We start from the raw sequence: 23,988 nt of genomic DNA on the forward strand, positions 1-23,988 counted from the left end.
CCTTATCCCCGGCGGGACAGGATGTGGTCCAGCAGGGCGTGGGCGGCCTCCTCCTTGCTCATAAGGGGGAGCTCCACCATGTCGTCGGGACTGATCAGGGTGAGCAGGTTGGTAGACACCCCAAAGCCCGCTCCCGGGTCCTTCAGGTTGTTGGCGGCAATCAGATCCAGGTGCTTTTTCTCCAGCTTTTTGCGGGAGTTTTCCACCATGTCCCGGGTCTCCATGGAAAAGCCGCACAGGAACTGGCCTGAAACTTTGTGCTCGCCCAGCCAGGCCAGGATATCCCTGGTGCGGGCCAGAGGGAGAGACAGGTCGGCGTCGGTACCGCTCTTTTTGATCTTGTCCTCCGCCACAGCGGCAGGCCGGTAGTCGGCCACGGCGGCGGCTTTGATGATGATGTCCTGCTCGGGAGCCCGGCCGGTGACTGCCTCAAACATGTCCTGGGCAGACACAATATCCACCGTATCCACACACAGGGGTTTTTTCAGGTCGGTGGGGCCGGACACCAGGGTAACCTGAGCCCCCCGGGCGGCGGCGGCCCTGGCGATGGCGTAGCCCATCTTGCCGGTGGAGTGGTTGGTCAGGTAGCGCACCGGGTCCAGGGCCTCCTGGGTGGGCCCGGCGGTGACCAGCACCCGCAGACCGGTCATGTCCTTTTCATGGCCCACGGCGTGCTCCACGTACTCCAGCAGGTCCTCCGGCTCGGGCATCTTCCCCTTCCCCACCGCGCCGCAGGCCAGGCGGCCGCTGGCGGGCTCAATGATCTCCCAGCCATACTTGCGCAGAATGTCCAGGTTGTCCTGAGTCACCGGGTTTTCGTACATCTTGGTGTTCATGGCCGGGGCGGCCAGCTTGGGGCAGTTGCAGGCCAGCACAGTGGTGGTGAGCATGTCGTCCGCCAGGCCGTGGGCCAGCTTGGCCAGCACGTTTGCGGTGGCGGGAGCCACCAGCACCACGTCGGCCTGGTCGGCCAGGGCGATGTGCTCCACCTGGAACTGGTAGTTTCGGTCAAAGGTGTCCACACTCACCCGGTTGCCCGTCAGGGATTCAAAGGTGTGAGGGCCGATGAATTCCGTGGCGTTTTTGGTCATCAGCACCTGAACGTTGGCCCCCTTCTTCACCAGGGCGGAGGCCAGAGAGGCGGATTTATAGCAGGCGATGCCGCCGGTAACACACAGCAGCACGGTTTTTCCCTTCAGCATATGGTTCTCTCCTTTGCAGGTTGTCACCCAATTATACCAAACCCCGATTCTGTTTTCCACAATGGGATTGCAATTTGAGCATAAACCCAGTATAATGGCTTCGGCTGTCTTGGACGATGGGCCGCTGTACTCCCCAGGGAGACGGCAGGTCCGCCTTCTGTCCCCGACCGCCCATCATATTTTGCGCTGTATCCCGAAGAACGGGAACGGCAGCAGGAGGTAATTGAATATGAAAACCGCCCAGACCCGCGCTCAGCGCACCAAGCAGGTGCAGAGCCTGGCCATTCTGGCCATGTTCACCGCTATCATTTTCCTGCTCACCTTCACCCCCCTGGGGCTGATCGATCTGCCTGTCATCAAGGCCACCGTGCTCCACGTGCCGGTGATCATTGGCTCTATCCTGCTGGGTCCCAAGAAGGGCGCCTTCCTTGGAGGCATGTTCGGCCTGTCCAGCATGATCAAAAACACGCTGGTCCCCGGTCTGTCCTCCTTTGTTTTTTCTCCCTTTATCCCCGTCCCTGGTCTGGACCGGGGCAGCCCCTGGGCGCTGTTTATTTGCTTTGTGCCCCGCATCCTGGTGGGCGTCTCCCCCTGGCTGGTGTATGCCCTGTTCAAGCACCTGCCCGGTAAGCGCAACGCCGGCGTTCAGACCGTCTCCCTGGTGATCGCCGCCGTGGTGGGCGCCCTCACCAATACCGCCCTGGTGATGGGCTCCATCGGTGTCATCTTCACCGAGGCCTATGCCGCCGCCCAGGGCATCCCCGCCGACGCCATCACCGGCTTTATCCTGGGCATCGTGGCCGCCAACGGCATTCCCGAGGCCATTGTGGCCGCCGTGGTCACCCCCGCTGTGTGCGTCCCCCTGATCCACGCCCTCAAGCTGGAGAAGAAAGCCCCCGCCGCTGCTGCCGCCGGGCAGCCCGCCTGAGCCATGCTGTTCACCGTTGACATCGGCAACACCACCGTTGCCGCGGCGGGCTTTGAGGGGGAGCATCTGCGGTTTCTCCGCCGCCTGCCCAGCGACCGGGACCTGGACGGCCCCGGCTGGCGGAAAGCCCTGGAGGAGCTGCTGGCCCGGGAGCTGCCGGCAGAGGGCTCCGTCCTGGCCTCGGTGGTGCCCGACCTGACCGGCAAAGTGGCCGACGCCCTGGCCGCCCTGACGGGAAAGCCGGTGCTGACGGTGGATAAAAGCACCCCCACCGGCCTTCCACTTGGAACCTATGACGCCAGCAACCTGGGCATGGACCGGATCGTGGACTGCGTGGCCGCCCTGAGCCGTTTCGCACCCCCTGTGGCGGTATTTGATATGGGTACCGCCACCACCCTTTCGGTGGTGGGAGCCGACGGTATTTTCCAGGGCGGCATGATCCTCCCCGGCCTGTCCCTGTCGGTAAACGCCCTCAGCGCCAAAGCCGCTCAGCTGCCCCCCATCACCCTCTCCCCGCCGGAGGGGCTGATCGGGACCAATACCGAGACCTGCATGCGCTACGGTGCCCTGTACGGGGCCGCCGGAGCCATCGAGGGCATTGTGGCCCGGCTGGAGGAACAGCTGGGGCCCCTGACGGTGGTACTCACCGGAGGCAACAGCGCCTACGTGCGTCCCCTGCTCCGCATCCCCACCGCCTGGGAGCCCAACCTCACCTTCCTGGGCCTGCGGGAGTTGTGGCTGCGGCAGAACTTTTGAAAAAAACGCCTTTGACCTGTTGGTCAAAGGCGTATTTCATTATTTCCATTCCCGCTTCTGCCGCAGGACCCGTATCTTTTTCTTCCGGTACCACACGCAGTTAAATACATTGCCCAGAATCAGGATGTTGCCGCACAGGTAGAGCCACACCAGCAGGATGATGACCGAGGCCAGGGACCCGTACACCAGGGAATACCGGGAGGACAGACCGATGAACCAGGAGAACAGCGCCGAGGCCGCCACCAGGGCCGCCGCCGCCAGGAAAGCGCCGGTTAGGATGGGGGGCCTGGGTCTGCCCCTGGGTGCCGCCATGCGGTAGACCAGCAGCACGAAGAGGAGCACCAGCAAAAAGAGCAGCAGGAACCGGAACCACTGCCAATCCCAGGGCAAAGTGGCAGTCTCCAGATGGAAGAAGTTTTCCAGCAGCTTAAACAACCAGTCCCCGGTGAGGAGCACCACGAAGGACAGGTAGATGGTCAGCAGGAAGAGCACCGAAAACACCAAACTGGCAATGATCCGCCGCACACCGTGATAGCTCTTGCGGCCGTATAGCTCCTCCATAATGTTCATCAGGGCCCGGAAAGCGGCGGAGGCGGAGAACAGGGTCATGCCCGCCCCGGCAATCAGCAGGGCGGTGGACTGATTGGTGGTGATGTAACCCACATAGTCCCCCAGGATACCCAGGGTCTCCTTTGGAAAGAAGGGAGCCGCCGCGTCCAGCACCTCCTGGATGTTCAGATCCAGCAGGCCCACAAAGGCGTTGATGCAGATCAGTACCGGGAAAAAGGTGAGCACCAGGAAGTAGGCCAGCTCAGCCGCTGACCGGGACACCCGCTTGGCAAAGTAGATGCGCACCATCTCCCGCACGAAGCGCACGCCCGCGCTGTTCCACAGCCGCTCCATCTGCCGCCCCCCTTTCCGCCTTACAGCATACCCCGTTTTCCTTGCGAAAAAACAAAAAGACCGTCTGCATGGAGCAGACGGTCCTTACGTTGCCTACGCTCAGGCCAGCTTGTTCAGCTTGATGGTCATGGCGCTCTTCTTGTGAGCGGCATTGTTCTTGTGCAGCAGACCCTTGACCACAGCCTTGTCGACCGCCTTGACGGCCACCTTGTAAGCGCCCTCGGCCTCGCTGCGGTTGCCTTCGACCACCGCGGCCTCGAACTTCTTGATGTCGGTCTTGAGCTCGGACTTAGCGGCCTTGTTCTGCATGGCCTTGGTCTTGTTCACCAGGACACGCTTCTTGGCAGACTTAATATTCGGCAAACCAAACACCTCCTCCGATGACGATATCATTTTTTACACAGTTTGCCCGTGCAGAATCCTATTTTAACAGCCGTCGCCGGAAATTGCAACTGTTTTTTTCAAATTTTTTTGTTTTTTTTGCATAGGAGGGGCCCATCCGCAAAAAATAGTTCCACAAATAAAAAGCAGCACCATATCTTGGGGTATCACAGGAGGCAGAAGGATGGAAAAGCGGCGGACGGATCTGGCGGTGGAGGCCGCCCAGCTCTGGCGGGAGCGTGGGGGCGCGGGCAAGCTGCCCGGTGTGGAGAGCAAGGAGACCAAGCGGGAGGGCTACCCGGTGACCACGGTAAAGATCCTGGACTGCCGGGGCGAGGAGGCCCTGGGCAAGCCGGCGGGCACCTACGTCACCCTGACCCTGGAGGGGCTGGCCCGGCGGGAAAGCGACGCCTTTGGCCGGGCAGCCCGGGCGGTGGCGGCGGAGCTCACTCCCTTGCTGAAGCTGTCCAAGGGGGCTCCCGCCCTGGTAGTAGGCCTGGGCAACCGGGCCATCACCCCCGATGACATCGGACCCAAGGCCGCCGACCACACCATGGTCACCCGCCACCTGGTGGAGCAGGTGCCGGAGCATTTCGGCTCCTTCCGGCCGGTAGCCGCACTGGCCGCCGGGGTGCTGGGCACCACCGGCGTGGAGAGCGGCGAGCTGGTGCGGGCGGTGGTGGAGAAGATCCAGCCCGCCTGCGTGGTGGTGGTGGATGCCCTGGCCTCCCGCAGCCTGAGCCGGGTGTGTACCACCGTCCAGCTGGCCGACACCGGCATCGTCCCCGGCTCCGGGGTGGGCAACGCCCGCTTCGCTCTCAATCAGGAGACATTGGGGGTACCCGTCATCGCGGTGGGCGTGCCCACGGTGGTGGACGCCGCCACCCTGGCCGCCGACGTGCTGGCCCAGGCTGGACGGGACGATCTGGACCCGGAGGCCCTCCGGGGAGCGGGAGACGGCCTGCTGGTCACCCCCCGGGACATCGACGCCCGGGTGGCCGACCTGGCCAAGGTCATTGGGTATGGCATCAATCTGGCCCTCCAGCCCGGCCTGACTATCGCGGATATCGACCTGTTTTTGTCCTGACTTTTCCCCATTTCACCTTGACGGGGTGGGAAAAAGATGATAGAATGGCCCACGATAAGGCAATGAATGGGAACAGTACCCCCTGTTTTCCGCATGCAGAGAGGAGCCGGTCGGTGCAAGGCTTCGGCGGAGGGGTGGGGAAGGCGCCCGTGAGCCGTGGGGAGGAAATGCCCCGCCGGTCCCCGCCGTTACCGGGAATGAAGTGCGTACCAGCCAGGTACGAATTCAGGTGGAACCACGGACATTTTGTTCGCCCTGAGCCGATAAACGGCTCAGGGCGTTTTTTTGCTCTGGGCCAAGCCAAATTGACAGAAAAGGAGCATGAAACCATGAAGAACACCGACAAGACCATGGACCAGATCGTTACCCTGTGCAAAGGCCGGGGCTTCATCTTCTCCGGCAGCGAGATCTACGGCGGCCTGGCCAACACCTGGGACTACGGCCCTCTGGGCGTGGAGCTGAAAAACAACGTCAAGAAGGCCTGGTGGAAGAAGTTCGTCCAGGAGAACCCCTACAACGTGGGTCTGGACGCCGCCATCCTGATGAACCCCCAGACCTGGGTGGCCTCCGGCCATCTGGGCGGCTTCTCCGATCCTCTGATGGACTGCAAGGAGTGCAAGGAGCGCTTCCGCGCCGACAAGCTCATTGAGGACTGGTGCGGCGAGAACGGCGTGGAGCTGGAGAAGCCCATCGACGCCTTCTCCCAGGACGAGATGAAGGCCTTCATCGAGGATCACAACATCCCCTGCCCCACCTGCGGCAAGCACAACTTTACCGACATCCGGCAGTTCAACCTGATGTTTAAGACCTTTCAGGGCGTGACCGAGGACGCCAAGAACACCGTGTACCTGCGGCCTGAGACCGCCCAGGGCATCTTTGTCAACTTCCAGAACGTCCAGCGTACCACCCGCAAGAAGCTGCCCTTCGGCGTGTGCCAGATCGGCAAGAGCTTCCGCAACGAGATCACCCCCGGCAACTTCACCTTCCGCACCCGCGAGTTCGAGCAGATGGAGCTGGAGTTCTTCTGCAAGCCGGGCACCGACCTGGAGTGGTTCCAGTACTGGCGTTCCTTCTGCAAGGAGTGGCTGCTGAGCCTGGGCATGAAGGAGGAGCACCTGCGGCTCCGGGACCACAGCCCCGAGGAGCTGTGCTTCTACTCCAAGGGCACCACTGACTTCGAGTTCCTCTTCCCCTTCGGCTGGGGCGAGCTGTGGGGCGTGGCCGACCGTACCGACTACGACCTGACCCAGCACCAGACCGTCTCCGGCAAGGACATGACCTACTTCGACCAGGAGACCGGCGAGCACTATATCCCCTACGTGGTGGAGCCCTCCCTGGGCGCCGACCGCGTCACCCTGGCCTTCCTGGTGGACGCCTTCGACCAGGAGGTTGTGGGCCAGGACAAGAAGGGCAACGACGATGTGCGCACCGTCATGCGCTTCCACCCCGCGCTGGCTCCCTTCAAGTGCGCCGTGCTGCCCCTGAGCAAGAAGGAGGTCCTCTCCGGCCCCGCTCAGCAGCTGCGTGACGAGCTGGCCAAGGAGTTCATGGTGGACTACGACGACGCCGGCTCCATCGGCAAGCGTTACCGCCGTCAGGACGAGATCGGCACCCCCTTCTGCATCACCCTGGACTTCCAGACCGTGGGCGACGAGAACACTCCCGCCGATAACTGCGTCACCATCCGGGAGCGCGACACCATGGAGCAGGTGCGCATCCCCATGGATCAGGTCAAGAACTATATCGCCGAGCGCGTGAAGTTCTGATCCTCTGTGCAAAAGAGCCCCGGCCAATGGCCGGGGCTCTTGTTTCTTTTACACCGTTCTGCTATACTCATAGAAACTTTCCCCAAGGGAGGCGCGTTTTGTGGAAAACACCCCGCTCTATACCGCTCTGCGGGATTTTGCCGCCCAAAATCCCCTGCGTATGCACATGCCCGGTCACAAGGGCAAAGCCCTCCCCGGCCCCGAGCTGGCCGGGTACTCCTCCATTGACTTCACCGAGCTGCCCCCTACCGGCAACCTGTTTGACGGCGGCGGCGCCATTGGAGAGGCGGAGAAGCTGTGGGCGTCCCTCTTCGGCATGGAGCACTGCCTGTTCCTCACCGGCGGGTCCACCCAGGGGGTGCTGACCGCCCTCACCCTGGCCTGTCCGCCCGGCTCGGAGCTGCTGCTGGACCGGGGGTGCCACCGCTCCGCCTTCCACGCCATGGCTCTGCTGGACCTGAGGCCGGTGTACGTCCCACGGCCCTGGCTGGACGAGGGCGCCGTCACCGGCCCCATTTCCCCCACGGATGTGGAAAACTTGCTGAAAACCCACCCAAATATAAAAGCGTTCTGTATTACTTCCCCTACATATTACGGTGTGTTGTCGGATATTCCCGCCCTGGCGGAAGTTATGCACCAGCACGGCGGCATTCTGGTGGTGGACGGTGCCCATGGTGCCCATCTCCCCTTCCTGAGGATGGACCACTATTCCGCCGCCGATCTGGTGGTGGTGTCCGCCCACAAGACCCTCCCCGCCCCGGGACAATCCGCCCTGCTCTTCTCCTGCGGGTCCTTCTCCCACGACGCGCTGCGGCGGGCGGGCTCCATCTACGGCTCCTCCAGCCCCTCCTACCCCATGATGGCGGCGCTGGACCTCTGTCGGGCGCATATGCTGGAGGAGGGGGCGGCAGCCTACCAAAAAACAGCGGAGGAGGTAGCCGCCCTGCGGCGGGATTTCCCCGCCCTCACCGACCAGGACGCTCCTCTGGACCCCACCCGGCTCACCCTCCTCTCCCCCGACGGCTTTTCCGCTCAGGAGAGGCTGGAAGGGCTGGGAGTGTGGCCCGAGATGGCCGACCGGGGCCATGTGGTGCTTATCCCCACCTGCGCCGACACGGCGGAGGACTTTGCCCGGCTGCGGCAGGCCCTCAGCCAGGTGGCGCTGGGTCCCTGCCCCTTCTTCCCCCGGCCGCCGGAGCTGCCGGAGGGGGTCCTCACCCCCCGTCAGGCCCTCTTTTCCCCGGGAAAAGACTGGCCTCTGGACCGGTCGGAGGGGGAGATCGCCGCTTCCCCCATCGCCCCCTATCCCCCCGGCGTGCCGGTAGTGGCTCCGGGAGAGCGGATTGGGAAAAAAACTATCGCATATTTGGGTGAAATAGGTTATAATAGTGACTGTCGAATTTGTGTTTGACAACTGTGTGTGAACCCAAGGCAGGAGGGATAGATATGAAACTGATCCTTGCGATCATCAATCATGACGACGCCAACACCGTCACCCAGGCTCTGACCAAGAAAGGTTTCTCTTCCACCAAGCTGGCCACCACTGGCGGCTTCCTGATGGCAGGCAACGTGACCATTCTGGTAGGCGTGGATGAGGAGAAGGTGCAGACCGTCATTGACATCATCAAGGAGCACTCCCATTCCCGCAAGCAGATGATCCCCACCACCACCGAAATGAGCTATGGGTATTACCCCTCTATGCCGGTGGAAGTGGTCGTGGGCGGTGCCACCATCTTCGTGGTGGACATCGAGCGGTTTGAGCGGGTGTAAGGCCAGATGAATCTGACCCCACTGGCGGGCAACGGCCCGCTGAAGCGGCAGCTGGAGGGCGAGTGCGCCCGCCGGGGCCTGTCCCACGCATACATCATCAGCGGCCCGGCGGGCTCCGGCAAGCGGACCCTGGCGGGCCTGCTGTCCGCTGCCCTGGTGTGCTCCGGTAATGGAGACGTACCCTGCGGCAAGTGCTCCGGCTGCAAAAAGGCCATGGCGGGCATCCATCCCGATATCTCCGCCATCGGCACCGACGGGAAGGACGTCACCGTGGCCCAGGTCCGCGCCCTGCGCTCCGACGCCTATATCAAGCCCAACGAGGCCGGGCGGAAGGTCTATGTGATCCACCGGGCCCAGAGCATGAACCAGAGCGCCCAGAACGCCATGCTCAAGCTGCTGGAGGAGGGACCTCCCTACGCCGCCTTTCTGCTGCTGGCGGAGAACGCCGCCTCCCTGCTGCCCACTGTCCGCTCCCGGTGCCAGGTGCTCACCCTGTCTCCGGTGACCCCGCAGGAGGCACGGGCCTGGATAGACGCCCATTATCCCCAGTGTACCCACGGACAGCGTCAGGCCGCCGCGGAGCACTGTGAGGGTCTGCTGGGCCGGGCGGTCGCTGAGCTGGAAGGGACCGCCGGAGAGGACCGGCGGGAGGTCCAGGCGGCAGGCGAGCTGCTGGAGAAGTTCTCTGCCGGAAATGAGACCGCCCTTGTGGAGTTCTGCACCGGTCTGGAGCGGGACAAATGGGACCGGGACGGGCTGGACAAGCTGCTGGAGGAGTTTGCCCTGCTGCTGCGGGACGCACTTACCGCCTCCTGCGGCGCCTGCCTGGAGACCGATCCCCAGCGCTGGGCTGCGGCGGAGCGCGCCGCGTCCATCCTCAAGCCCAGGCAGCTTATGTCCGCCATGGAGCTGACCCGCAGGCTGCGGGAGGCCCTGGACTTCAATCTGGGCGCCGGCCACCTGGCTGGCTGGCTGGCGGCAGGTCTGGCGGAGCTGAAGTGAGCACCCTACCATTAGATTTGGAGGACAACATGACCGAGATCATCGGCGTCCGCTTCAAGAGCGGAGGCAAACAGTATTATTTTGACCCCCAGGGCCAGCAGGTGGCTGAGGGCCAGGGCGTCATCATCGAGACCTCCCGGGGCCTGGAGTACGGCGAGTGCGTCCAGAGCAACACCATGGTGGAGGACGAGGCGGTGGTGCAGCCCCTGCGCCCCCTGGTGCGCATCGCCACCCAGAAGGACCTGGATACGGTAGCCAAGAACCGGGAGAAGGAAAAGAAAGCCTTCACCATCTGCCAGGACAAGATCGCCGCCCACGGGCTGGACATGAAGCTGGTGGAGGTGGAGTACAATTTTGAGGGGAACAAGATCCTCTTCTTCTTCACCAGCGAAGGCCGGGTGGACTTCCGTGCTCTGGTGAAGGATCTGGCCAGCGTGTTCCACGCCCGTATCGAGCTGCGGCAGATCGGCGTCCGAGACGAGGCGAAAATGCTGGGCGGCCTGGGCATCTGCGGCCGGCCCTTCTGCTGCTCCGGTTTTCTGGACGAGTTCCAGCCGGTGTCCATCAAGATGGCCAAGACTCAGAACCTCTCCCTCAACCCCACCAAGATCTCGGGCACCTGCGGGCGGCTGATGTGCTGCCTGAAATATGAGCAGGACGCCTATGAGGACGCGGTCAAGCGGATGCCCAAGAACGAGTCCTTTGTGGAGACCCCGGAGGGTGTGGGCACCGTGTCCCAGGTGAACCTGCTGAAGGAGACGGTGACCGTCCGGCTGGAGGACCAGCCCGAGACCCCCAAGTGCTTCCACAACTGCGAGATCTGCGTGGTGCGCAACGGCAAGGGCAAACGTCCGGAGGGCTACGTAGCCCCGCCGCCGGAGGAGCTGGCCAAGCTGCGGAAGGTCACCCCGGCAGAGGAGCCCAAGAGCCTGCTGGGCAGCCTGGACAATGCCCTCACTGACATAGGTGTTGCCGCCGCTCCTGAAGTACCTGAGGAGACCGGCGGCGAAACCGCCCCCAAGCGCCGGCGCAGCCGGGGCCGCCGGGGCGGCAGCAAGCCCGCGGGCGGTGAGGGTCAGCCCAAGCAGGAGCCGGCCAAACAGCAGCCCGCGCCCCAGCCCAGGCAGAAGGCCCCTAAGGCGGACAAGCCCAAGCCCGCACCTGAGCAGCAGGCCAAGCCCACTCCCGCACCCCAGGGGGAGCAGCAGCAGGCCGCGCCTGCTGGAGAAAAGAAGCGTCCCCGCCGGCGGTATCACCGCAAGCCCCGGGGAGACAAGCCCCAGACACCCGAAGCATAAGCAAACGGGCGGCCATTCGGCCGCCCGTTTTTTCTATTCAGTCTGTCATTTTGGCATAGGGGTAGATGCGGTGCATCACGCTGTCGTCGTAGTGTGTATCCATATAGACCTCCCAGGCCTGGTCGGCGGGCTCTCCGGCGGCCCGGCTGCTGTACCGGGCCAGGGCCAGGGCGCTGACCGACATATTCACTGCCATGAAGAGAATCAGGACCCATACGGCGATCTTTCCCGCCCTGGGCGGGATCTTTGCCATCCACCGGGCCAGGACGGGATAGAGCCCCTTGAACCAGGCCACAGCGGCAAAGCCCCAGAAGAAGCAGTACAGCAGGTTGATGCGGCCACCCAGGTTGAAGGGAATGGCGCTGTAGTCCCAGAACACGGTGCCGAACACCAGCTCGGTAAATACGCTGCACAGGTACTCATATAGGCCGCCCAGCAGGGTGCCCGCCACGAAAAAGAAGCTGGCTGTCCGGTCCCGGTAGCGGTAGAGCATTAGGGTGGCCGCCGCCAGAGCCAGGCCCCACACGATGCTGAAGGGGCCCCACACCACACTGCTGCGGCTCATCCACCAGCCCAGCCGCACCCGGCAGAAAATGGTCTCGGCCAAATCGCCGCACACGCCGCCCACCAGGAAGAGGAGCATGATGCTGTAAAAGCTATTGCCCCGGAGGAAGGGGCTGGTTCTGTCCTTTTCCCGCCGGCGAATAAACTGTGCCTTGGGGTAGGACCGCTGGATCCGGCCCTCGGTGCGGCGGAGGATCCACTCTCCCATGCGGACAGACAGAGCAGCCAGGCGGTTATTCACCGCCTCCACCTGAGGCAGGGCGTCCCGGATGCCCATCAGGGTGAGGATGGTACCCAGGCCGTCCACCAGCAGCACCACCACCAGCACCAGCAGCAGGATATGGCTCAGCAGCGGCGGCAGCAGCCGGTACAAGGAGACCAGCAGCGGACTGATCCACTCCACGGCCACCAGGCCCAGCAGGCCCCACACGGCGGAGGCCCCGGCACAGATGTATCCGTCCAGATTAAAGCGGTAACGGCTGTAATCCCACCAGCGGGTATGAGTAGCCCGCTCCAGCAGGTGTCCGGCCACCCACTCCACCACGGTGGCGCCCACGGCGCAGCCCAGGAAGAGGAAGAAATATTGGCCCCGCAGTTCCCACAGGCCCCAGGTAAGTACCGCTCCTGTCAGGCCGTAGGAGATACACAGGGGGCCGAACAGTACGCTGCGGTCCACGTACCGCCTCTGCCGCAGGGCGGCAAAGGCGGTCTCCAGCACCCAGCCCAGCAGGCCGTAGCAGAAGAACAGCCAGAGCATCGGATAGAGCGCCACAGTCCATCCACCTTTCCTTCTAAAGATTCGGATTGTATCTTACCGCATTTTCAATTAAAATACAATGAGAATGTGCTTCGCCCCAGAGGCGAGAAGGAGTATTTTCATGTCAGAATTTGAAAAAATGATCTCCGGGCAACTATACAACGCCGAGGTGCCCCAGCTGCGGGAGCTGCGCCTGCGGGCGGCTCTGCTGTGCCATCAGCTGGAACAGCTCTCCCCCGCTGAGGAGGAGACGCGGATCGCCCTGCTGCGGGAGCTGCTGGGGTCTGTGAAGGGTTCCCTCACCGTCAATCCCGGCTTCCGCTGCGACTACGGCAGCAACATCACCGTAGGCGACAACTTTTACGCCAACTACAACTGCGTCATACTGGACTGCGCCCCGGTGACTTTTGGGGATAATGTGCTGATCGGGCCCAACTGCAGCTTCTATGCCGCCGGACATCCCCTGGACGCCGCCACCCGCAGCAGCGGCCTGGAGTTTGCCAAGCCCATCACCGTGGGAAACGATGTGTGGTTCGGCGGCAGCGTGACGGTGCTGCCGGGTGTGACCATCAGGGACGGCTGTGTCATCGGCGCGGGCAGCGTGGTGACCCGGGACATCCCCGCCGGCATGGTGGCGGTGGGCAATCCCTGCCGGCCCATCAAGCCGGCAGAGGAGCGGAAGTGAGCCTATGAGGACCCAAAGCCTCACCCGAGGCAACATTCTGACCGCTCTGATCTCCTTCGCTGTCCCTGTACTGCTGGCCCTCCTTCTTCAGGCCGCCTACGGCGCCGCCGACCTGATCATCGTAGGACGGTTCGCCGGTACCCTGGAGCAGTCGGGCGTGGCCTCAGGCAGCCAGCTGTTCAATACCGTCACCATGGTCATCACCGGCCTCACCATGGGCGTCACCGTCTTTGTGGGCAACGCCATCGGCGCGGGCAAGCGGACCCTGGCGGGAAAGGCCATCGGCACCGGCATCGTGATCTTTGCCGTGGTGGCGATACTGGTCACCGCCTTTACCGCACCCAGCAGCCGGGTCCTGGCGTCCATGCTCCACGCGCCGGAGGAGGCCTTTTCTCAAACCAGCGACTACATCCGCATCTGCGGCATGGGTACCGTATTCATCGTGGCCTACAACGTCATCGGCGCGGTTTTCCGGGGCATCGGGGACTCCCGCACGCCTCTGCTCACTGTGGCTATTGCCTGCGTCATCAACATCGTGGGAGATCTGGTTCTGGTAGCCGGCTTCGATATGGGGGCAGCGGGCGCCGCCATTGCCACTGTGGGAGCTCAGGCCGTCAGCGTTTTATGCTCCCTGCTCCTCATCCGCAGGAGGCCCCTCCCCTTTTCCTTCTCCCTGTCCTGCCTCCGGCCTGACGGCGTCTGCGTCAAAGGCATCCTGCGGGTGGGCACTCCCATCGCCCTCCAGGAGCTGCTGGTACAGTTCTCCTTTCTCTTCATCCAGGTCATCGTCAACGGCATGGGCGTGACCGAGTCCGCCGCCGTGGGGGTGGCGGAAAAGGTCTGTGTCTTTCTGATGCTGGTCTCCTCGGCCTACATGCAGTCCATCTCCGCCTTTGTGGCACAGAACAACGGCGCGGGACGGGCGGACCGCTCCCGCAAGGCCCTGTTTTACGGCATCCGCACCGCCCTGATGGCCGGTCTGGCCATGAGCGCCCTGGCCTTCTTCGGCGGCTCCGCCCTGTCCGCTGTTTTCTCCAGCGACCCAGCCGTTATCCAAGCCGCCCACCAGTACCTGAAGGCCTACGGCATCGACTGCATCCTTACCGCCGTGCTCTTCTGCTTTCTGGGCTACTTTAACGGCTGCGGCCGGACCATGTTCGTCATGTTCCAGGGCATTGTGGGTGCCTTCTGTGTCCGTATCCCGGTGGTGTGGCTGATCAGCCATCTGGAGGGAGCCACCTTGTTTCAGATTGGTCTCGCCACCCCCACCTCCTCAGTGGTGCAGATCATCCTGTGTATCATTGCCTACCGTGTGTATCAAAAAAAGCGGTCTGTTCTATGAGAACAGACCGCTTTTTCTTTTGCTTTATACGCTCATGGCCTCCCGGGCGAAGTCCGCCGCCTGGGCCAGGTCGGCCTGGTCCGGGTGGGTCAGGGCCAGGTCAAAGGCCTTAATCATGGATTCCAGCTTTCCGTCGCCGGGCTTCTCCTTCAGCTGTGCCTCATACCGGGTACGGACAGCCTGGGGCATCTTGCCGGTGCAGAAGAAGGTGCTCACCACCTGGTTGCCCTGGGGCACCTCCGCCTTGAACCGCTCCGCCAGGGAGGCGAAGTACAGCTCAGAGATGCCGAAGCCGGCGGTGCCGAACAGAGCCACCCGCTTGCCGTGGAGCCCCTGTAAAAACTCCTTCATCTCCGCCGTGCAGGTGCCCTTGTCCGTCCAGGACCCGGCAAACACCAGCTCCGCCTTGTCCACGTTCTGGGGCGGCTGGCCGTATGCTACGATCTCGTGTCCCCCGCAGGCTTCCTTGATGGCCTCAGCCACCTGGGCGGTGTTACCGGTAGCGCTGGAAAAAACAATTGCGATTCTCATAGGATTCTCCTCATTTGTATTTGCGGCTCTCCGCCACCGCCAGCTCGTCACAGCGGTTATTATACGGATTATCCGCGTGGCCCTTGACCCAGTGGAGGCGGACGGTGTGATACTCGCACAGGGTCAGCAGCTTGTCCCACAGGTCGGGGTTCAGGGCAGGCTTCTTGTCCCCCTTCACCCAGCCACGGGCTTTCCAGCCCTTGGCCCAGCCCTTCTCCAGGGCGTCAATGACGTACTTGGAGTCGGAGTAGAGCTCCACGATGCAAGGCTCCTTCAGCGCCGACAGGGCGGTGATCACTCCGGTCAGTTCCATGCGGTTGTTGGTGGTGTGGGCCTCCCCGCCGGAGAGCTCCTTTTTGAACTCCCCGTATTGCAAAATGGCCCCCCACCCGCCGGGGCCGGGATTGCCGGAACAGGCCCCGTCGGTATAAATGGTGACTGTTTTCATGCTTCTCCTCTTACAGCTCCTTCAGGATCTCCTGCCGCTTCTGCTCATACTCCTCAGTGGTGATCAGCCGCTGGTCGTACAGGGACTGGAGCTGGCGCAGGCGCTCCTCGGGACTGGCCCCGGCAGCGGAAGGGTTTTCCCCATTCTCGTCCTCAATGTGGATTTCGGGGCCCACATAGCCCTTGCCGAAGGCCTGGTAGAGATTGACGCCGGTGATGCCCACGGCAATAAGGGTCCACAGGATGCCGAAGGGCCCGAAGGTCGGGATCACTACAAAAACACCGATACCAACAAAGATACAGCCCATCACGCCGCCCAAAATAGCGGCGGGCTTGCTGGGGCGGTAAGTCACCCGTCTTTTCCGCATGGCTTATCCCTCCTTGTTTTCCACATCAACCGTCTCCGGTGTGGATTCCTCCTCGTCGTCCCGATCGGTGAGGGCCAGGGAGATCACCCGGTCACCCTCCTCCTTGAAGCGCATGACGATAACGCCCTGGGTGGAGCGGCCCGCAATGCGGATGTTGTCCACATGGGTGCGGATCAGCGTACCGCTCTGGGTGACCAGCAGCAGGTCCTCGCTGCCGTCCACCACCTTGATGCCTACCACGGCACCGGTCTTCTCGGTGACCATGTAGTTGCGGATACCCAGGCCGCCGCGGTTGGTGATACGGTAGTCCTCCACCGGGGTGCGCTTGCCGTAACCGTTCTCCGTAATGGACAGCACGCAGCGGCCGGCGGTGGCACGGGCGGCGCCCACCACATAGTCGCCGTCCCGCAGGCGGATGCCCCGGACGCCCACGGCGGTACGGCCCATGGGCCGCACGTCGTTCTCGTCAAAGCAGACGGCCTGGCCGTCGTGGGTGGCAATCAGAATTTTCTTGGTGCCGTCGGTCTCCCGGACGGTAATGAGCTCGTCGCCCTCCTCCAGGGTGAGCACCCGCAGGCCGTTGTTGCGCAGGTTCTTCAGCGCCGACACGGACAGGCGCTTTACCGTGCCGTTGCGGGTCACCATCACCAGATAGCGGTCCTCGCTCTCGATATCCCGGGTGTGGATCATGGCGGACACCTTCTCGCCCTGCTCCACCTGGAGGATATTGATCAGGTTGGTGCCCCGGGCGGTGCGGCCGGACTCGGGGATCTGATAGCCCTTCTTGCGGAACACACGGCCCCGGTCGGTGAAGAAGAGGATATAGTCGTGGGTGGAGGCGGTGAACACGGTGTTCACGTAGTCCTCCTCCTTGGTGGCCATACCCTTTCTGCCCTGGCCGCCCTTGCCCTGGGCGGCATACTCGCTGGCGGCGGTGCGCTTGATGTAGCCTCCGTCGGTGAGGGTAAAGACGCACTCCTCCTCCTCAATGAGGTCCTCGATGTCGATCTCGTCCTCCACGTCCTGGATCTCGGTGACCCGGTCGTCGCCGTACTTGTCCCGGATGGCGGTGAGCTCGTCCTTCAGCACGCCACGGATCATCTCTTCGCTGGCAAGCAGCTCATTGTAGTAGGCGATGCGCTCCTCCAGCTCCTTGTACTCGTTCTCCAGCTTCTCCTTTTCCAGGCCCTGGAGGCGCTTGAGCTGCATGTCCAGAATGGCCTGGGCCTGGACGTCGTCCAGCCCGAACCGGGCCATCAGGTTTTCCTTGGCGTTGTCGTAGCTCTCCCGGATGGTCTTGATGACCGCGTCGATATTCTCCTCGGCGATGAGCAGGCCTTCCAGCAGGTGGGCCCGCTCCTGAGCCTTCTTCAGGTCGTACTTGGTACGGCGGACGATGATCTCCTCCTGGAAGGCGATGTACTCGTCCAGAATGTGCCGCAGGGAGAGGATCTTGGGCTGGGACTGGTCGTCCACCAGAGCCAGCATATTGATGGCGAAGGTGGTCTGGAGCTGGGTCTGGGCAAACAGGCGGTTGAGCACCACCTGGGGATTGGCGTCCCGCTTCAGCTCAATGACCACCCGCATGCCGTTGCGGTCGGATTCGTCCCGGATGTCGGAGATACCCTCCAGACGCTTGTCCTCCACCTGGTCGGCCATGTTCTTAATGAGCATGCGCTTGTTGACCTGGTAGGGGATCTCGGTCACAATGATGCGGGTGCGGTTCTGGCCGAACTCCTCAAACTCGGTGCGGGCCCGGACGCACACACGGCCGCGGCCGGTGGCGTAGGCGGCCCTAATGCCGGAGCGGCCCATGATGATGCCCTTGGTTGGGAAATCGGGGCCCTTCACATGCTCCATCAGGTCGCCCAGGGTGGCGTTGGGATCGTCCAGCACGCAGATGGCGGCGTCAATGACCTCCCGCAGGTTGTGGGGCGGGATGTTGGTGGCCATGCCTACGGCGATACCCGCCGAGCCGTTCACCAGCAGGTTGGGGAACCGGCTGGGGAGCACACGGGGCTCCTTCCGGGTCTCGTCAAAGTTGGGGTCCCAGTCCACCGTGTCCTTTTCGATGTCCCGGAGCATCTCGTCGGAAATGCGGGACATGCGGGCCTCGGTGTAACGGTAGGCGGCCGGGGGATCGCCGTCGATGGAGCCGAAGTTGCCGTGGCCGTCCACCAGGGGATAGCGCATGGAGAAGTCCTGGGCCAGACGGACCAGGGCGTCGTACACGCTGGCGTCGCCGTGGGGGTGATACCGGCCCAGCACGTCGCCCACGCAGGTGGCCGATTTCTTGAAGGGCTTGTCCGCCGTCAGGTTATCCTCGTACATGGCGTACAGGATGCGGCGGTGTACGGGCTTCAGGCCGTCCCGCACGTCGGGCAGGGCGCGGCCCTTGATGACGCTCATGGCGTACTCGATATAGGACTGCTCCATCTCATGCACCAGGGGCGCGGTGACGATGGTCTGGTCCGGGTACCGGATCTCCTCCGGATCATACTGTGGCTTTTTGCTCATGCTGATGCCTCTCAATCTTTATGATAGGGTCAAAGGCGGGGCGTCGGAGACGCCGCCCCCTTAGTAATCCAGATTCACCGCGTACTTGGCGTTGCGCTCGATGAACTCCTTCCGGGGCTCCACCTTCTCGCCCATGAGGACGGTGAAGGTCTGGTCGGCAGCCACCGCGTCGTCCAGCTCGATGCGCTTGAGGGTGCGCCGCTCCGGGTCCATGGTGGTCTCCCACAGCTCGTGGGGGTTCATCTCGCCCAGGCCCTTATACCGGGAGATATCCACCTTGGCGTTGGGGTTGTCTCCCCGGAGCTCGGCGGCGATCTTCTCACGCTCAATATCGTCAAAGGCCACCCGGGTGGTCTTGCCCCGGGTCAGCTTGTACAGGGGAGGCACGGCGGCGTAGACGTAGCCGTGTTCAATGAGGGGCCGCATAAACCGGAAAAAGAAGGTCAGCAGCAGAGTACGGATGTGGGAGCCGTCCACATCGGCATCGGCCATGATGATGATTTTGTGATAGCGCAGCTTTTCCAGGTCGAAGTCGTCACCGATGCCGGCGCCCAGGGCGGTGATGACGGGGGTCAGCTTGTCGTTGCCGTATACCTTGTCGGCACGGGCCTTCTCCACGTTGAGCATCTTGCCCCACAGCGGCAGGATGGCCTGGAACCGGCTGTCCCGGCCCTGGGTGGCGGAGCCGCCTGCGGAGTCGCCCTCCACGATGTAGAGCTCGGTGAGCTCGGGGTTGACCTCGTTGCAGTCCCGCAGCTTGTCGGGCATGGCGGCGCCGCCCAGAGCGGTCTTGCGGCGGATGGATTCCCGGGCTTTCCGGGCAGCCTCACGGGCCCGGTTGGCCATGAGGGCCTTGTCCAGGATGGCCTTGCCCACGGCGGGGTTCTCCTCCAGGTATTCGGTGAGCTTTTCGGTGACGATGTTGTTCACCAGGGTGCGGATGGAGGCGTTGCCCAGCTTGGCCTTGGTCTGGCCCTCGAACTGGGCCTCGGTGAGCTTGACGGAGATAACGCAGGCGATGCCCTCCCGGCAGTCCTCGCCGGACACCTTGTCCTCGTCCTTGAGGATCTTCATCTTCTTGCCGTAGTTGTTGAGCACGGTGGTGAGAGCCCGCTTGAAGCCCTCCTCATGCATGCCGCCCTCAGGGGTGTGGACGTTGTTGGCAAAGGAGACGATGGTCTCGTTATATCCGTCGTTGTACTGGAAGGCCACCTCCGCCATGGAGTCGTCCTTCATGCCGGACATGTACACCACGTCGGTATGGATCACATCCTTGGAGCGGTTGATGTAGGACACGAACTCCCGGATGCCGCCGGCGTAGTGCATGGTGTCTTCCTGCTCCCTGCCGGGCCGGGCATCGATGGTGTGGATGCGCAGGCCGGCATTGAGGAAGGCCTCCTCCCGCATGCGGGTGTGGAGGGTGTCGTAGTTATACTCCGTGACCTCGAACATCTCGGGGTCTGGCTTGAAGGTGACCTCGGTGCCGTGGCGGTCGGTATCGCCCACGATCTGCATGGGCTGGGTCACCTTGCCCCGGGAGAACTTCATCTCGTAGATCTTGCCCTCTTTATGGACACGAACCGTGAGCCACTCACTGAGGGCGTTAACTACCGAAGCGCCCACGCCGTGGAGGCCGCCGGACACCTTGTAGCCGCCGCCGCCGAACTTGCCGCCGGCGTGGAGGATGGTAAAGACCACTTCCAGGGCGGGCAGGCCGGTCTGGGGCTGGATATCCACCGGGATGCCGCGGCCGTTGTCGATGACGGTGATAGTATCCCCCTCGTCGATGCGGACGGTGATCTCGTCGCAGTAGCCCGCCAGGGCCTCGTCGATGGAGTTGTCCACGATCTCATAGACCAGATGGTGGAGACCGGACTCACTGGTGGAGCCGATATACATGCCCGGGCGCTTCCGGACAGCCTCCAGGCCCTCCAGGACCTGGATTTCGGAGCCGCCGTATTCGTGCTCCACCTGGGTGGTGCTGTTCAGTTCTTCAGACATTTGAAAACCTCCATTGGGATCCTTCGGGCAGCCAGGGGCCGATCCTGCAGCTCTTGCAGGAGCCGCCTCCGGCGGCCCGTCCTCTAAATTTATTCGAAACTGTTGCTCTCCGCCCGCCGCAGCAGAGTGGCCGCCGAGAGCTGAGACAGATAAACGGTGCTGTTTCCCCGCTCCTGGGTGCACAGGACAAAGGACCGGGGCAGATCGTCGGACACGTTGACCACCCGTCCCTCCTTCTCCGCCCGCTCCAGAAAGGCGCGGGTCAGGTGGGAGGAGCTGGTGTTGTCCAGATCGAAGATCCCCACCACATCCCGGTAGGGGACCACCACGCTCTGGCCCAGATGCAGATACATGTCAGTCCCTCCTCTTTTTCTCCCAGATCACTTTGGGGCTCCATAATTTCTTCCACAGCCGCCAGCCCAGCACGATGCCGATCAAGGCGAACAGGGCGGGCAGGCCGGGGACGAACAGGAGCTGGGTCACCGGGGAGTGGTCGGCCTCCCACACTCTCAGCCGTCCCATTGCTGTCCAAACCGCCAAAATCAGGACGATCAAAGGCGGCAGAGCCCGCCACAGCTTCCGTTTGGGAAACCGGCAGACCAGATATTGAGCGATCAGCCCCAAGACCAGGGGCAGCACGCAGAAAATGCCGATGATAATGGGCATAGGGTCTCCTTATCCCACCAGCGCCCCGTCTTTGATGTGGAAGGTGCGGGCGCTCCCCAGCCGGGAGAGGTCCATCTCCTCACAACAGGTAATGAAAACCTGGCCGCTGGTGATACGTTTGAGTACAAATTCCTGCCGTTTTCCGTCCAGCTCGGACAAAACATCGTCCAGCAGCAGCACCGGCCACTCCCCGGTCTCCCGGAAAAAGATTTCCCGGGAAGCCAGCTTGAGGGACAACGCCGCCGTCCGGGTCTGGCCCTGGGAGGCAAACTGCCGGGCGGAGAGCCCGTCCAGCAGCACCGCCAGATCGTCCTTGTGGGGACCGGACAGGCATTGACGGGATTCCAGCTCCGCCCTCCGGTGGGACTGCTGGTGTTCCAGCAGCTGCTCCAGAATGGTGCGGGCGGGAGCAAGAGGGTCTTCCACGGTGCTTACCGTCTCATACCCCAGCTCCAGCGCCTCCCGCCCGCCGGAGAAGTCCCGGTGGATGGGGGGCGTCACCTCCCCCAGCCGCTTGATGAAGTGGGCCCGGTAGTGGATGATCAGGGCACCGGTCTGGGCCATGCGGAGATTGAACTCGTCCAGGGTGTCCAGCAGAGAGGGATGCTCCTCCCAGTCCCGCAGGATCCGGGTCTTGTGCTCATACAGCCGGCGGTACTCCGCCAGGGCCTCGGCATACTTGGGCCGCAGCTGGCAGATGCAGCTGTCCAGAAACTTCCGGCGCACCGCCGCACCCTCCCGGATCAGCCACAGATCCTCCGGGCAGAAGAGCACGGTGTTGAGCACTCCCGACAGCTCCCCGGCTGTCTTTAGCCGCACCCCGTTGGAAAAGAGCTGCCGCCTGGCGCCCCGGCTCAGCCGGGCCTCCAGAGTGAATTTCCGCTCCCGGGCCTCTACCTCGCCCTTCACAAAGGCGTGGTCCACGCCGAACTGGATGAGCTCCTTGTCGTACCTGGCCCGGTGGGAGGAGGCGGTGGACAAATAGGCCACGGCCTCCAGCAGGTTGGTCTTGCCCTGGGCGTTTTCTCCCCAAATCACATTGACGCTGGGGGAAAACTCCCCTTCAAAGTGGGGGTAGTTCCGGAAAAAGTCCAGGGTGATGGAGCGAAGGATCATACCACTTCCAGCTCCACCCCGTCCAGGGCGGCCTTGTCGCCGGGGCGCAGCTTCTTGCCCCGCATGGTGCATACCTCGCCGTTCACCGTCACCTCACCGGCCTGGATCCGCTCCTTGGCGTCCCCGCCGGTCTCGGCCATGCCCTCAAATTTCAGCAGGGCCTCCAGCTTGATGAATTCGGTGGTAATCTTGACTTGTCTGTGTTCCATCTGTGCTCAGCCCTCCATGCAGGATTCCAGCAGGGCGTATACCTCCGGCAGCGCCTTTTTCAGCGCAACCGGCTTGCCCTTGGCCCGGTCGTAGAAGAAGTGGACGCTGGTGCCCACCGCCCGGATCTGGCCGGTGGCGGCATCCGCCATGGTGTAGCTCAGCTCCATCTTGGCGGCCTGGAGCTTGGTCACCTTCATGGTGATGGCCACCGTCTCCCCAAACCGGGTCATGGATTTATAGGAACAGGACACGCTGTACACGGCAAAGTCGATGCCTGCCTCCACCGCCTTCTCGTAGCCCCAGCCCAGCTGGTCCATGAAGTCGGAGCGGGCCTCCTCCATCCACAGGATATGATTTCCATGGTGGACGATACTCATGCCGTCGGTCTCATAAAACTGCACTTTGTGCAGGTAAGGATGCAGTTCCAAGGTCTGTTTTCTCCTTTTCTGTTACTCCCCGGCCCGCAGACGGACGGGCAGCACCATGTAGAGGAACTTTTCCTCTCCCTCAGTGGGCAGGATGACGCAGGGGGACACGCCGGTGGTCAGCTCCAGCCGAACCTGGTCGGCGGGAGCGGCCTTTAAGGCGTCCATCAGATATTTGTTGTTGAAGCCGATCTCCAGCCCCTCGCCGTCGCCGGTGATGGGGCACTCATCATAGGCGTCGCCGATGGCGGTTTTGGTGGTGATCTTGAGCACGCCGTTGTCAAACACGCAGCGCAGAGGGCTCTTCAGCTTGTCGCTGATGATCAGGCTGACGCGGTCGATGGAGGAGAGCAGCGCCCGGGTATCACCTTCCACATGGATGGTGTTGTTCCGGGGAATGGCCTGACGGTAAGCCAGGAATTCACCCTCCAGCCGGCGGGAAACCAGCATGGTATCCCCAACTTTGAACATTACATGGCGGGCGCCCTGGGTGACGGAGGCAGTTTCGTCCACATCAGAGCAGATCTTTTCCACCTCGGACAGGGCCGCGCCGGGCACCACGAAGGAGAACTCGGGAGCGCCTTCCTTTTTCTGGATGGACTCATGCCGCAGGGCCAGCCGGTAGCCGTCCACAGAGACGATGGTCAGGCCGCTGTCGTCCACTTCAAACAGGGAGCCGGTGTGAATGGGACGGCTCTCGTTGTCGCTGACGGCGAACAGGGTTTGGGAAATCATGGCTTTCAGCTTGCTCTGTTCCAGAACCAGGGAATTCTGGTATTCCACGGTGGGCAGCTCGGGGAACTCCTCCGGGTCGGTACCCAGGATATTGAATTCGCTCATGCCGCATTTGATGTTGACCATATAGTTATCAGCCTGGAAAGTGACCATATCATCGGGCATTTTGCGGATAATCTCTCCGAACAGACGGGCACCCAGCACCAGGGTACCCTCCTCCTGGATCTCGGCGGGCACCACGGTGCGGATTCCGGTCTCCAGATTGTAGCCGGTGAGCCGCAGATCGTTGCCGGCCTCTACCAGAATTCCTTCCAGAGCGGGAATGGAGCTCTTGGGCGATACCGCCCGGGAGGTGGTGGAGATGGCTGCCTGCAAGAGCGCCTTTTCGCAGGTGAATTTCATAGCGTTGCTTCCTCCGTTTCCTGCTCCCCTCCGCTCCTCCAGGAGAAAGAGGGGGATAAATGTCGTAATAGTAAGCCGTAGGGAAAAATGATGTGGAAAACTCCCGCAAAGCCTTGAGGGCCATGGGAA

The 23,988-nt window shown here is 62.7% G+C and carries 25 protein-coding genes and 1 other annotated feature; of the genes, 10 read left to right on the top strand and 15 right to left on the bottom strand.

Translation table 11 applies throughout. From position 1 onward, the window contains the following. Positions 1 to 2 precede the first annotated feature (2 nt). On the bottom strand, positions 3 to 1,202 hold the full coding sequence (gene coaBC, locus ACTNB1_RS08370) for a bifunctional phosphopantothenoylcysteine decarboxylase/phosphopantothenate--cysteine ligase CoaBC (protein WP_441168793.1): 1,200 nt from the start codon (positions 1,200 to 1,202) through the stop codon (positions 3 to 5). A gap of 229 nt (positions 1,203 to 1,431) precedes the next feature. Between coaBC and ACTNB1_RS08375 the strand changes: the two genes are divergently transcribed. Beyond that, a complete protein-coding gene (locus ACTNB1_RS08375; protein ID WP_441168794.1) occupies positions 1,432 to 2,130 on the top strand; it encodes an ECF transporter S component in 699 nt (232 codons plus the stop codon). A 3-nt stretch (positions 2,131 to 2,133) separates the two neighbouring features. Further along, positions 2,134 to 2,886: a type III pantothenate kinase gene (locus ACTNB1_RS08380; RefSeq protein WP_441168795.1), complete on the top strand. Its 753-nt coding sequence runs from the start codon at positions 2,134 to 2,136 to the stop codon at positions 2,884 to 2,886. A 39-nt stretch (positions 2,887 to 2,925) separates the two neighbouring features. Here ACTNB1_RS08380 and ACTNB1_RS08385 read toward each other — a convergent pair whose 3' ends face one another. Both ACTNB1_RS08385 and rpsT read right to left on the bottom strand, forming a co-directional pair. Then, positions 2,926 to 3,789 carry a YihY/virulence factor BrkB family protein gene (locus ACTNB1_RS08385; protein ID WP_441168796.1) on the bottom strand — a complete coding sequence of 288 codons (864 nt, stop codon included), beginning with the start codon at positions 3,787 to 3,789 and terminating at the stop codon, positions 2,926 to 2,928. A 99-nt stretch (positions 3,790 to 3,888) separates the two neighbouring features. Continuing rightward, positions 3,889 to 4,152, bottom strand: coding sequence for a 30S ribosomal protein S20 (rpsT, locus tag ACTNB1_RS08390; protein ID WP_441168797.1), 264 nt, complete (start codon positions 4,150 to 4,152; stop codon positions 3,889 to 3,891). Positions 4,153 to 4,354: 202 nt separating this feature from the next. On the opposite strand from rpsT, the gene gpr reads away from it, so the two are divergent. The 6 genes from gpr to ricT all read left to right on the top strand — a co-directional run bounded on the left by gpr (position 4,355) and on the right by ricT (position 11,093). Next, positions 4,355 to 5,257: a GPR endopeptidase gene (gene gpr, locus ACTNB1_RS08395; protein WP_441168798.1), complete on the top strand. Its 903-nt coding sequence runs from the start codon at positions 4,355 to 4,357 to the stop codon at positions 5,255 to 5,257. Between the two features lie 53 nt (positions 5,258 to 5,310). Next, positions 5,311 to 5,518, top strand: a binding site (T-box leader). A gap of 68 nt (positions 5,519 to 5,586) precedes the next feature. Beyond that, the gene (locus tag ACTNB1_RS08400; RefSeq protein WP_441168799.1) at positions 5,587 to 7,023 is read left to right on the top strand and encodes a glycine--tRNA ligase; all 1,437 of its coding nucleotides are present in this window, start codon (positions 5,587 to 5,589) and stop codon (positions 7,021 to 7,023) included. A gap of 100 nt (positions 7,024 to 7,123) precedes the next feature. Continuing rightward, a complete protein-coding gene (locus tag ACTNB1_RS08405) occupies positions 7,124 to 8,434 on the top strand; it encodes an aminotransferase class I/II-fold pyridoxal phosphate-dependent enzyme (protein ID WP_441168800.1) in 1,311 nt (436 codons plus the stop codon). 35 nt (positions 8,435 to 8,469) lie between these two features. Next, on the top strand, positions 8,470 to 8,793 hold the full coding sequence (locus tag ACTNB1_RS08410) for a cyclic-di-AMP receptor (protein WP_441168801.1): 324 nt from the start codon (positions 8,470 to 8,472) through the stop codon (positions 8,791 to 8,793). A 6-nt stretch (positions 8,794 to 8,799) separates the two neighbouring features. Next, positions 8,800 to 9,795: a DNA polymerase III subunit gene (locus tag ACTNB1_RS08415; protein WP_441168802.1), complete on the top strand. Its 996-nt coding sequence runs from the start codon at positions 8,800 to 8,802 to the stop codon at positions 9,793 to 9,795. 29 nt (positions 9,796 to 9,824) lie between these two features. Continuing rightward, positions 9,825 to 11,093 carry a regulatory iron-sulfur-containing complex subunit RicT gene (gene ricT, locus ACTNB1_RS08420; RefSeq protein WP_441168804.1) on the top strand — a complete coding sequence of 423 codons (1,269 nt, stop codon included), beginning with the start codon at positions 9,825 to 9,827 and terminating at the stop codon, positions 11,091 to 11,093. Between the two features lie 37 nt (positions 11,094 to 11,130). Here ricT and ACTNB1_RS08425 read toward each other — a convergent pair whose 3' ends face one another. After that, a complete protein-coding gene (locus tag ACTNB1_RS08425; protein ID WP_441168806.1) occupies positions 11,131 to 12,429 on the bottom strand; it encodes a putative ABC transporter permease in 1,299 nt (432 codons plus the stop codon). Between the two features lie 106 nt (positions 12,430 to 12,535). Here ACTNB1_RS08425 and ACTNB1_RS08430 point away from each other — a divergent pair, with 106 nt between their 5' ends. Together ACTNB1_RS08430 and ACTNB1_RS08435 are read left to right on the top strand one after the other, a co-directional pair. Beyond that, complete coding sequence (locus ACTNB1_RS08430; RefSeq protein ID WP_441168807.1) at positions 12,536 to 13,099, top strand: sugar O-acetyltransferase; 564 nt, start codon at positions 12,536 to 12,538, stop codon at positions 13,097 to 13,099. A 4-nt stretch (positions 13,100 to 13,103) separates the two neighbouring features. Further along, on the top strand, positions 13,104 to 14,441 hold the full coding sequence (locus ACTNB1_RS08435) for an MATE family efflux transporter (RefSeq protein WP_441168808.1): 1,338 nt from the start codon (positions 13,104 to 13,106) through the stop codon (positions 14,439 to 14,441). A gap of 24 nt (positions 14,442 to 14,465) precedes the next feature. On the opposite strand, the gene bilS is transcribed toward ACTNB1_RS08435, so the two are convergent. The 11 genes from bilS to dnaN all read right to left on the bottom strand — a co-directional run bounded on the left by bilS (position 14,466) and on the right by dnaN (position 23,859). Then, positions 14,466 to 14,972: a flavodoxin family protein BilS gene (gene bilS, locus ACTNB1_RS08440; protein ID WP_441168809.1), complete on the bottom strand. Its 507-nt coding sequence runs from the start codon at positions 14,970 to 14,972 to the stop codon at positions 14,466 to 14,468. A gap of 10 nt (positions 14,973 to 14,982) precedes the next feature. Next, positions 14,983 to 15,420, bottom strand: coding sequence for a ribonuclease HI (rnhA, locus tag ACTNB1_RS08445; RefSeq protein WP_441168810.1), 438 nt, complete (start codon positions 15,418 to 15,420; stop codon positions 14,983 to 14,985). A gap of 10 nt (positions 15,421 to 15,430) precedes the next feature. Next, positions 15,431 to 15,787 (bottom strand): SHOCT domain-containing protein, encoded by a 357-nt coding sequence (locus ACTNB1_RS08450; protein WP_441168811.1) that lies wholly within the window; start codon positions 15,785 to 15,787, stop codon positions 15,431 to 15,433. Positions 15,788 to 15,790: 3 nt separating this feature from the next. Further along, on the bottom strand, positions 15,791 to 18,304 hold the full coding sequence (gene gyrA / locus ACTNB1_RS08455) for a DNA gyrase subunit A (RefSeq protein ID WP_441168813.1): 2,514 nt from the start codon (positions 18,302 to 18,304) through the stop codon (positions 15,791 to 15,793). 60 nt (positions 18,305 to 18,364) lie between these two features. Continuing rightward, positions 18,365 to 20,305, bottom strand: a complete 1,941-nt coding sequence (gene gyrB, locus ACTNB1_RS08460) for a DNA topoisomerase (ATP-hydrolyzing) subunit B (protein WP_441168814.1) — start codon at positions 20,303 to 20,305, stop codon at positions 18,365 to 18,367. 89 nt (positions 20,306 to 20,394) lie between these two features. Then, a complete protein-coding gene (remB, locus tag ACTNB1_RS08465; RefSeq protein ID WP_441168815.1) occupies positions 20,395 to 20,658 on the bottom strand; it encodes an extracellular matrix regulator RemB in 264 nt (87 codons plus the stop codon). Position 20,659: 1 nt separating this feature from the next. Beyond that, on the bottom strand, positions 20,660 to 20,971 hold the full coding sequence (locus tag ACTNB1_RS08470; protein WP_441168817.1) for a Tat pathway signal protein: 312 nt from the start codon (positions 20,969 to 20,971) through the stop codon (positions 20,660 to 20,662). A 9-nt stretch (positions 20,972 to 20,980) separates the two neighbouring features. Continuing rightward, on the bottom strand, positions 20,981 to 22,087 hold the full coding sequence (gene recF / locus ACTNB1_RS08475) for a DNA replication/repair protein RecF (RefSeq protein WP_441168819.1): 1,107 nt from the start codon (positions 22,085 to 22,087) through the stop codon (positions 20,981 to 20,983). Next, positions 22,084 to 22,296, bottom strand: coding sequence for an RNA-binding S4 domain-containing protein (locus tag ACTNB1_RS08480; RefSeq protein WP_441168821.1), 213 nt, complete (start codon positions 22,294 to 22,296; stop codon positions 22,084 to 22,086). The genes recF and ACTNB1_RS08480 overlap by 4 nt, the downstream gene beginning before the upstream one ends. 6 nt (positions 22,297 to 22,302) lie before the next feature. Next, positions 22,303 to 22,725 (bottom strand): acyl-CoA thioesterase, encoded by a 423-nt coding sequence (locus tag ACTNB1_RS08485; protein WP_441168822.1) that lies wholly within the window; start codon positions 22,723 to 22,725, stop codon positions 22,303 to 22,305. 21 nt (positions 22,726 to 22,746) lie between these two features. Next, a complete protein-coding gene (gene dnaN / locus ACTNB1_RS08490; protein ID WP_441168823.1) occupies positions 22,747 to 23,859 on the bottom strand; it encodes a DNA polymerase III subunit beta in 1,113 nt (370 codons plus the stop codon). Between the last annotated feature and the right edge of the window lie 129 nt (positions 23,860 to 23,988).

Source organism: Flavonifractor sp. HCP28S3_F3 (genome assembly GCF_052065355.1).
GTDB lineage: Bacteria > Bacillota > Clostridia > Oscillospirales > Oscillospiraceae > Flavonifractor.

Bases quoted from the DNA above. Each gene is read 5' to 3' on its own strand.
- coaBC (WP_441168793.1), bottom strand. From the start codon at position 1,202: ATGCTGAAGGGAAAAACCGTGCTGCTGTGTGTTACCGGCGGCATCGCC.
- ACTNB1_RS08375 (WP_441168794.1), top strand. From the start codon at position 1,432: ATGAAAACCGCCCAGACCCGCGCTCAGCGCACCAAGCAGGTGCAGAGC.
- ACTNB1_RS08380 (WP_441168795.1), top strand. From the start codon at position 2,134: ATGCTGTTCACCGTTGACATCGGCAACACCACCGTTGCCGCGGCGGGC.
- ACTNB1_RS08385 (WP_441168796.1), bottom strand. From the start codon at position 3,789: ATGGAGCGGCTGTGGAACAGCGCGGGCGTGCGCTTCGTGCGGGAGATG.
- gpr (WP_441168798.1), top strand. From the start codon at position 4,355: ATGGAAAAGCGGCGGACGGATCTGGCGGTGGAGGCCGCCCAGCTCTGG.
- ACTNB1_RS08400 (WP_441168799.1), top strand. From the start codon at position 5,587: ATGAAGAACACCGACAAGACCATGGACCAGATCGTTACCCTGTGCAAA.
- ACTNB1_RS08410 (WP_441168801.1), top strand. From the start codon at position 8,470: ATGAAACTGATCCTTGCGATCATCAATCATGACGACGCCAACACCGTC.
- ACTNB1_RS08415 (WP_441168802.1), top strand. From the start codon at position 8,800: ATGAATCTGACCCCACTGGCGGGCAACGGCCCGCTGAAGCGGCAGCTG.
- ricT (WP_441168804.1), top strand. From the start codon at position 9,825: ATGACCGAGATCATCGGCGTCCGCTTCAAGAGCGGAGGCAAACAGTAT.
- ACTNB1_RS08430 (WP_441168807.1), top strand. From the start codon at position 12,536: ATGTCAGAATTTGAAAAAATGATCTCCGGGCAACTATACAACGCCGAG.
- ACTNB1_RS08435 (WP_441168808.1), top strand. From the start codon at position 13,104: ATGAGGACCCAAAGCCTCACCCGAGGCAACATTCTGACCGCTCTGATC.
- bilS (WP_441168809.1), bottom strand. From the start codon at position 14,972: ATGAGAATCGCAATTGTTTTTTCCAGCGCTACCGGTAACACCGCCCAG.
- rnhA (WP_441168810.1), bottom strand. From the start codon at position 15,420: ATGAAAACAGTCACCATTTATACCGACGGGGCCTGTTCCGGCAATCCC.
- ACTNB1_RS08450 (WP_441168811.1), bottom strand. From the start codon at position 15,787: ATGCGGAAAAGACGGGTGACTTACCGCCCCAGCAAGCCCGCCGCTATT.
- gyrA (WP_441168813.1), bottom strand. From the start codon at position 18,304: ATGAGCAAAAAGCCACAGTATGATCCGGAGGAGATCCGGTACCCGGAC.
- gyrB (WP_441168814.1), bottom strand. From the start codon at position 20,305: ATGTCTGAAGAACTGAACAGCACCACCCAGGTGGAGCACGAATACGGC.
- remB (WP_441168815.1), bottom strand. From the start codon at position 20,658: ATGTATCTGCATCTGGGCCAGAGCGTGGTGGTCCCCTACCGGGATGTG.
- ACTNB1_RS08470 (WP_441168817.1), bottom strand. From the start codon at position 20,971: ATGCCCATTATCATCGGCATTTTCTGCGTGCTGCCCCTGGTCTTGGGG.
- recF (WP_441168819.1), bottom strand. From the start codon at position 22,087: ATGATCCTTCGCTCCATCACCCTGGACTTTTTCCGGAACTACCCCCAC.
- ACTNB1_RS08480 (WP_441168821.1), bottom strand. From the start codon at position 22,296: ATGGAACACAGACAAGTCAAGATTACCACCGAATTCATCAAGCTGGAG.
- dnaN (WP_441168823.1), bottom strand. From the start codon at position 23,859: ATGAAATTCACCTGCGAAAAGGCGCTCTTGCAGGCAGCCATCTCCACC.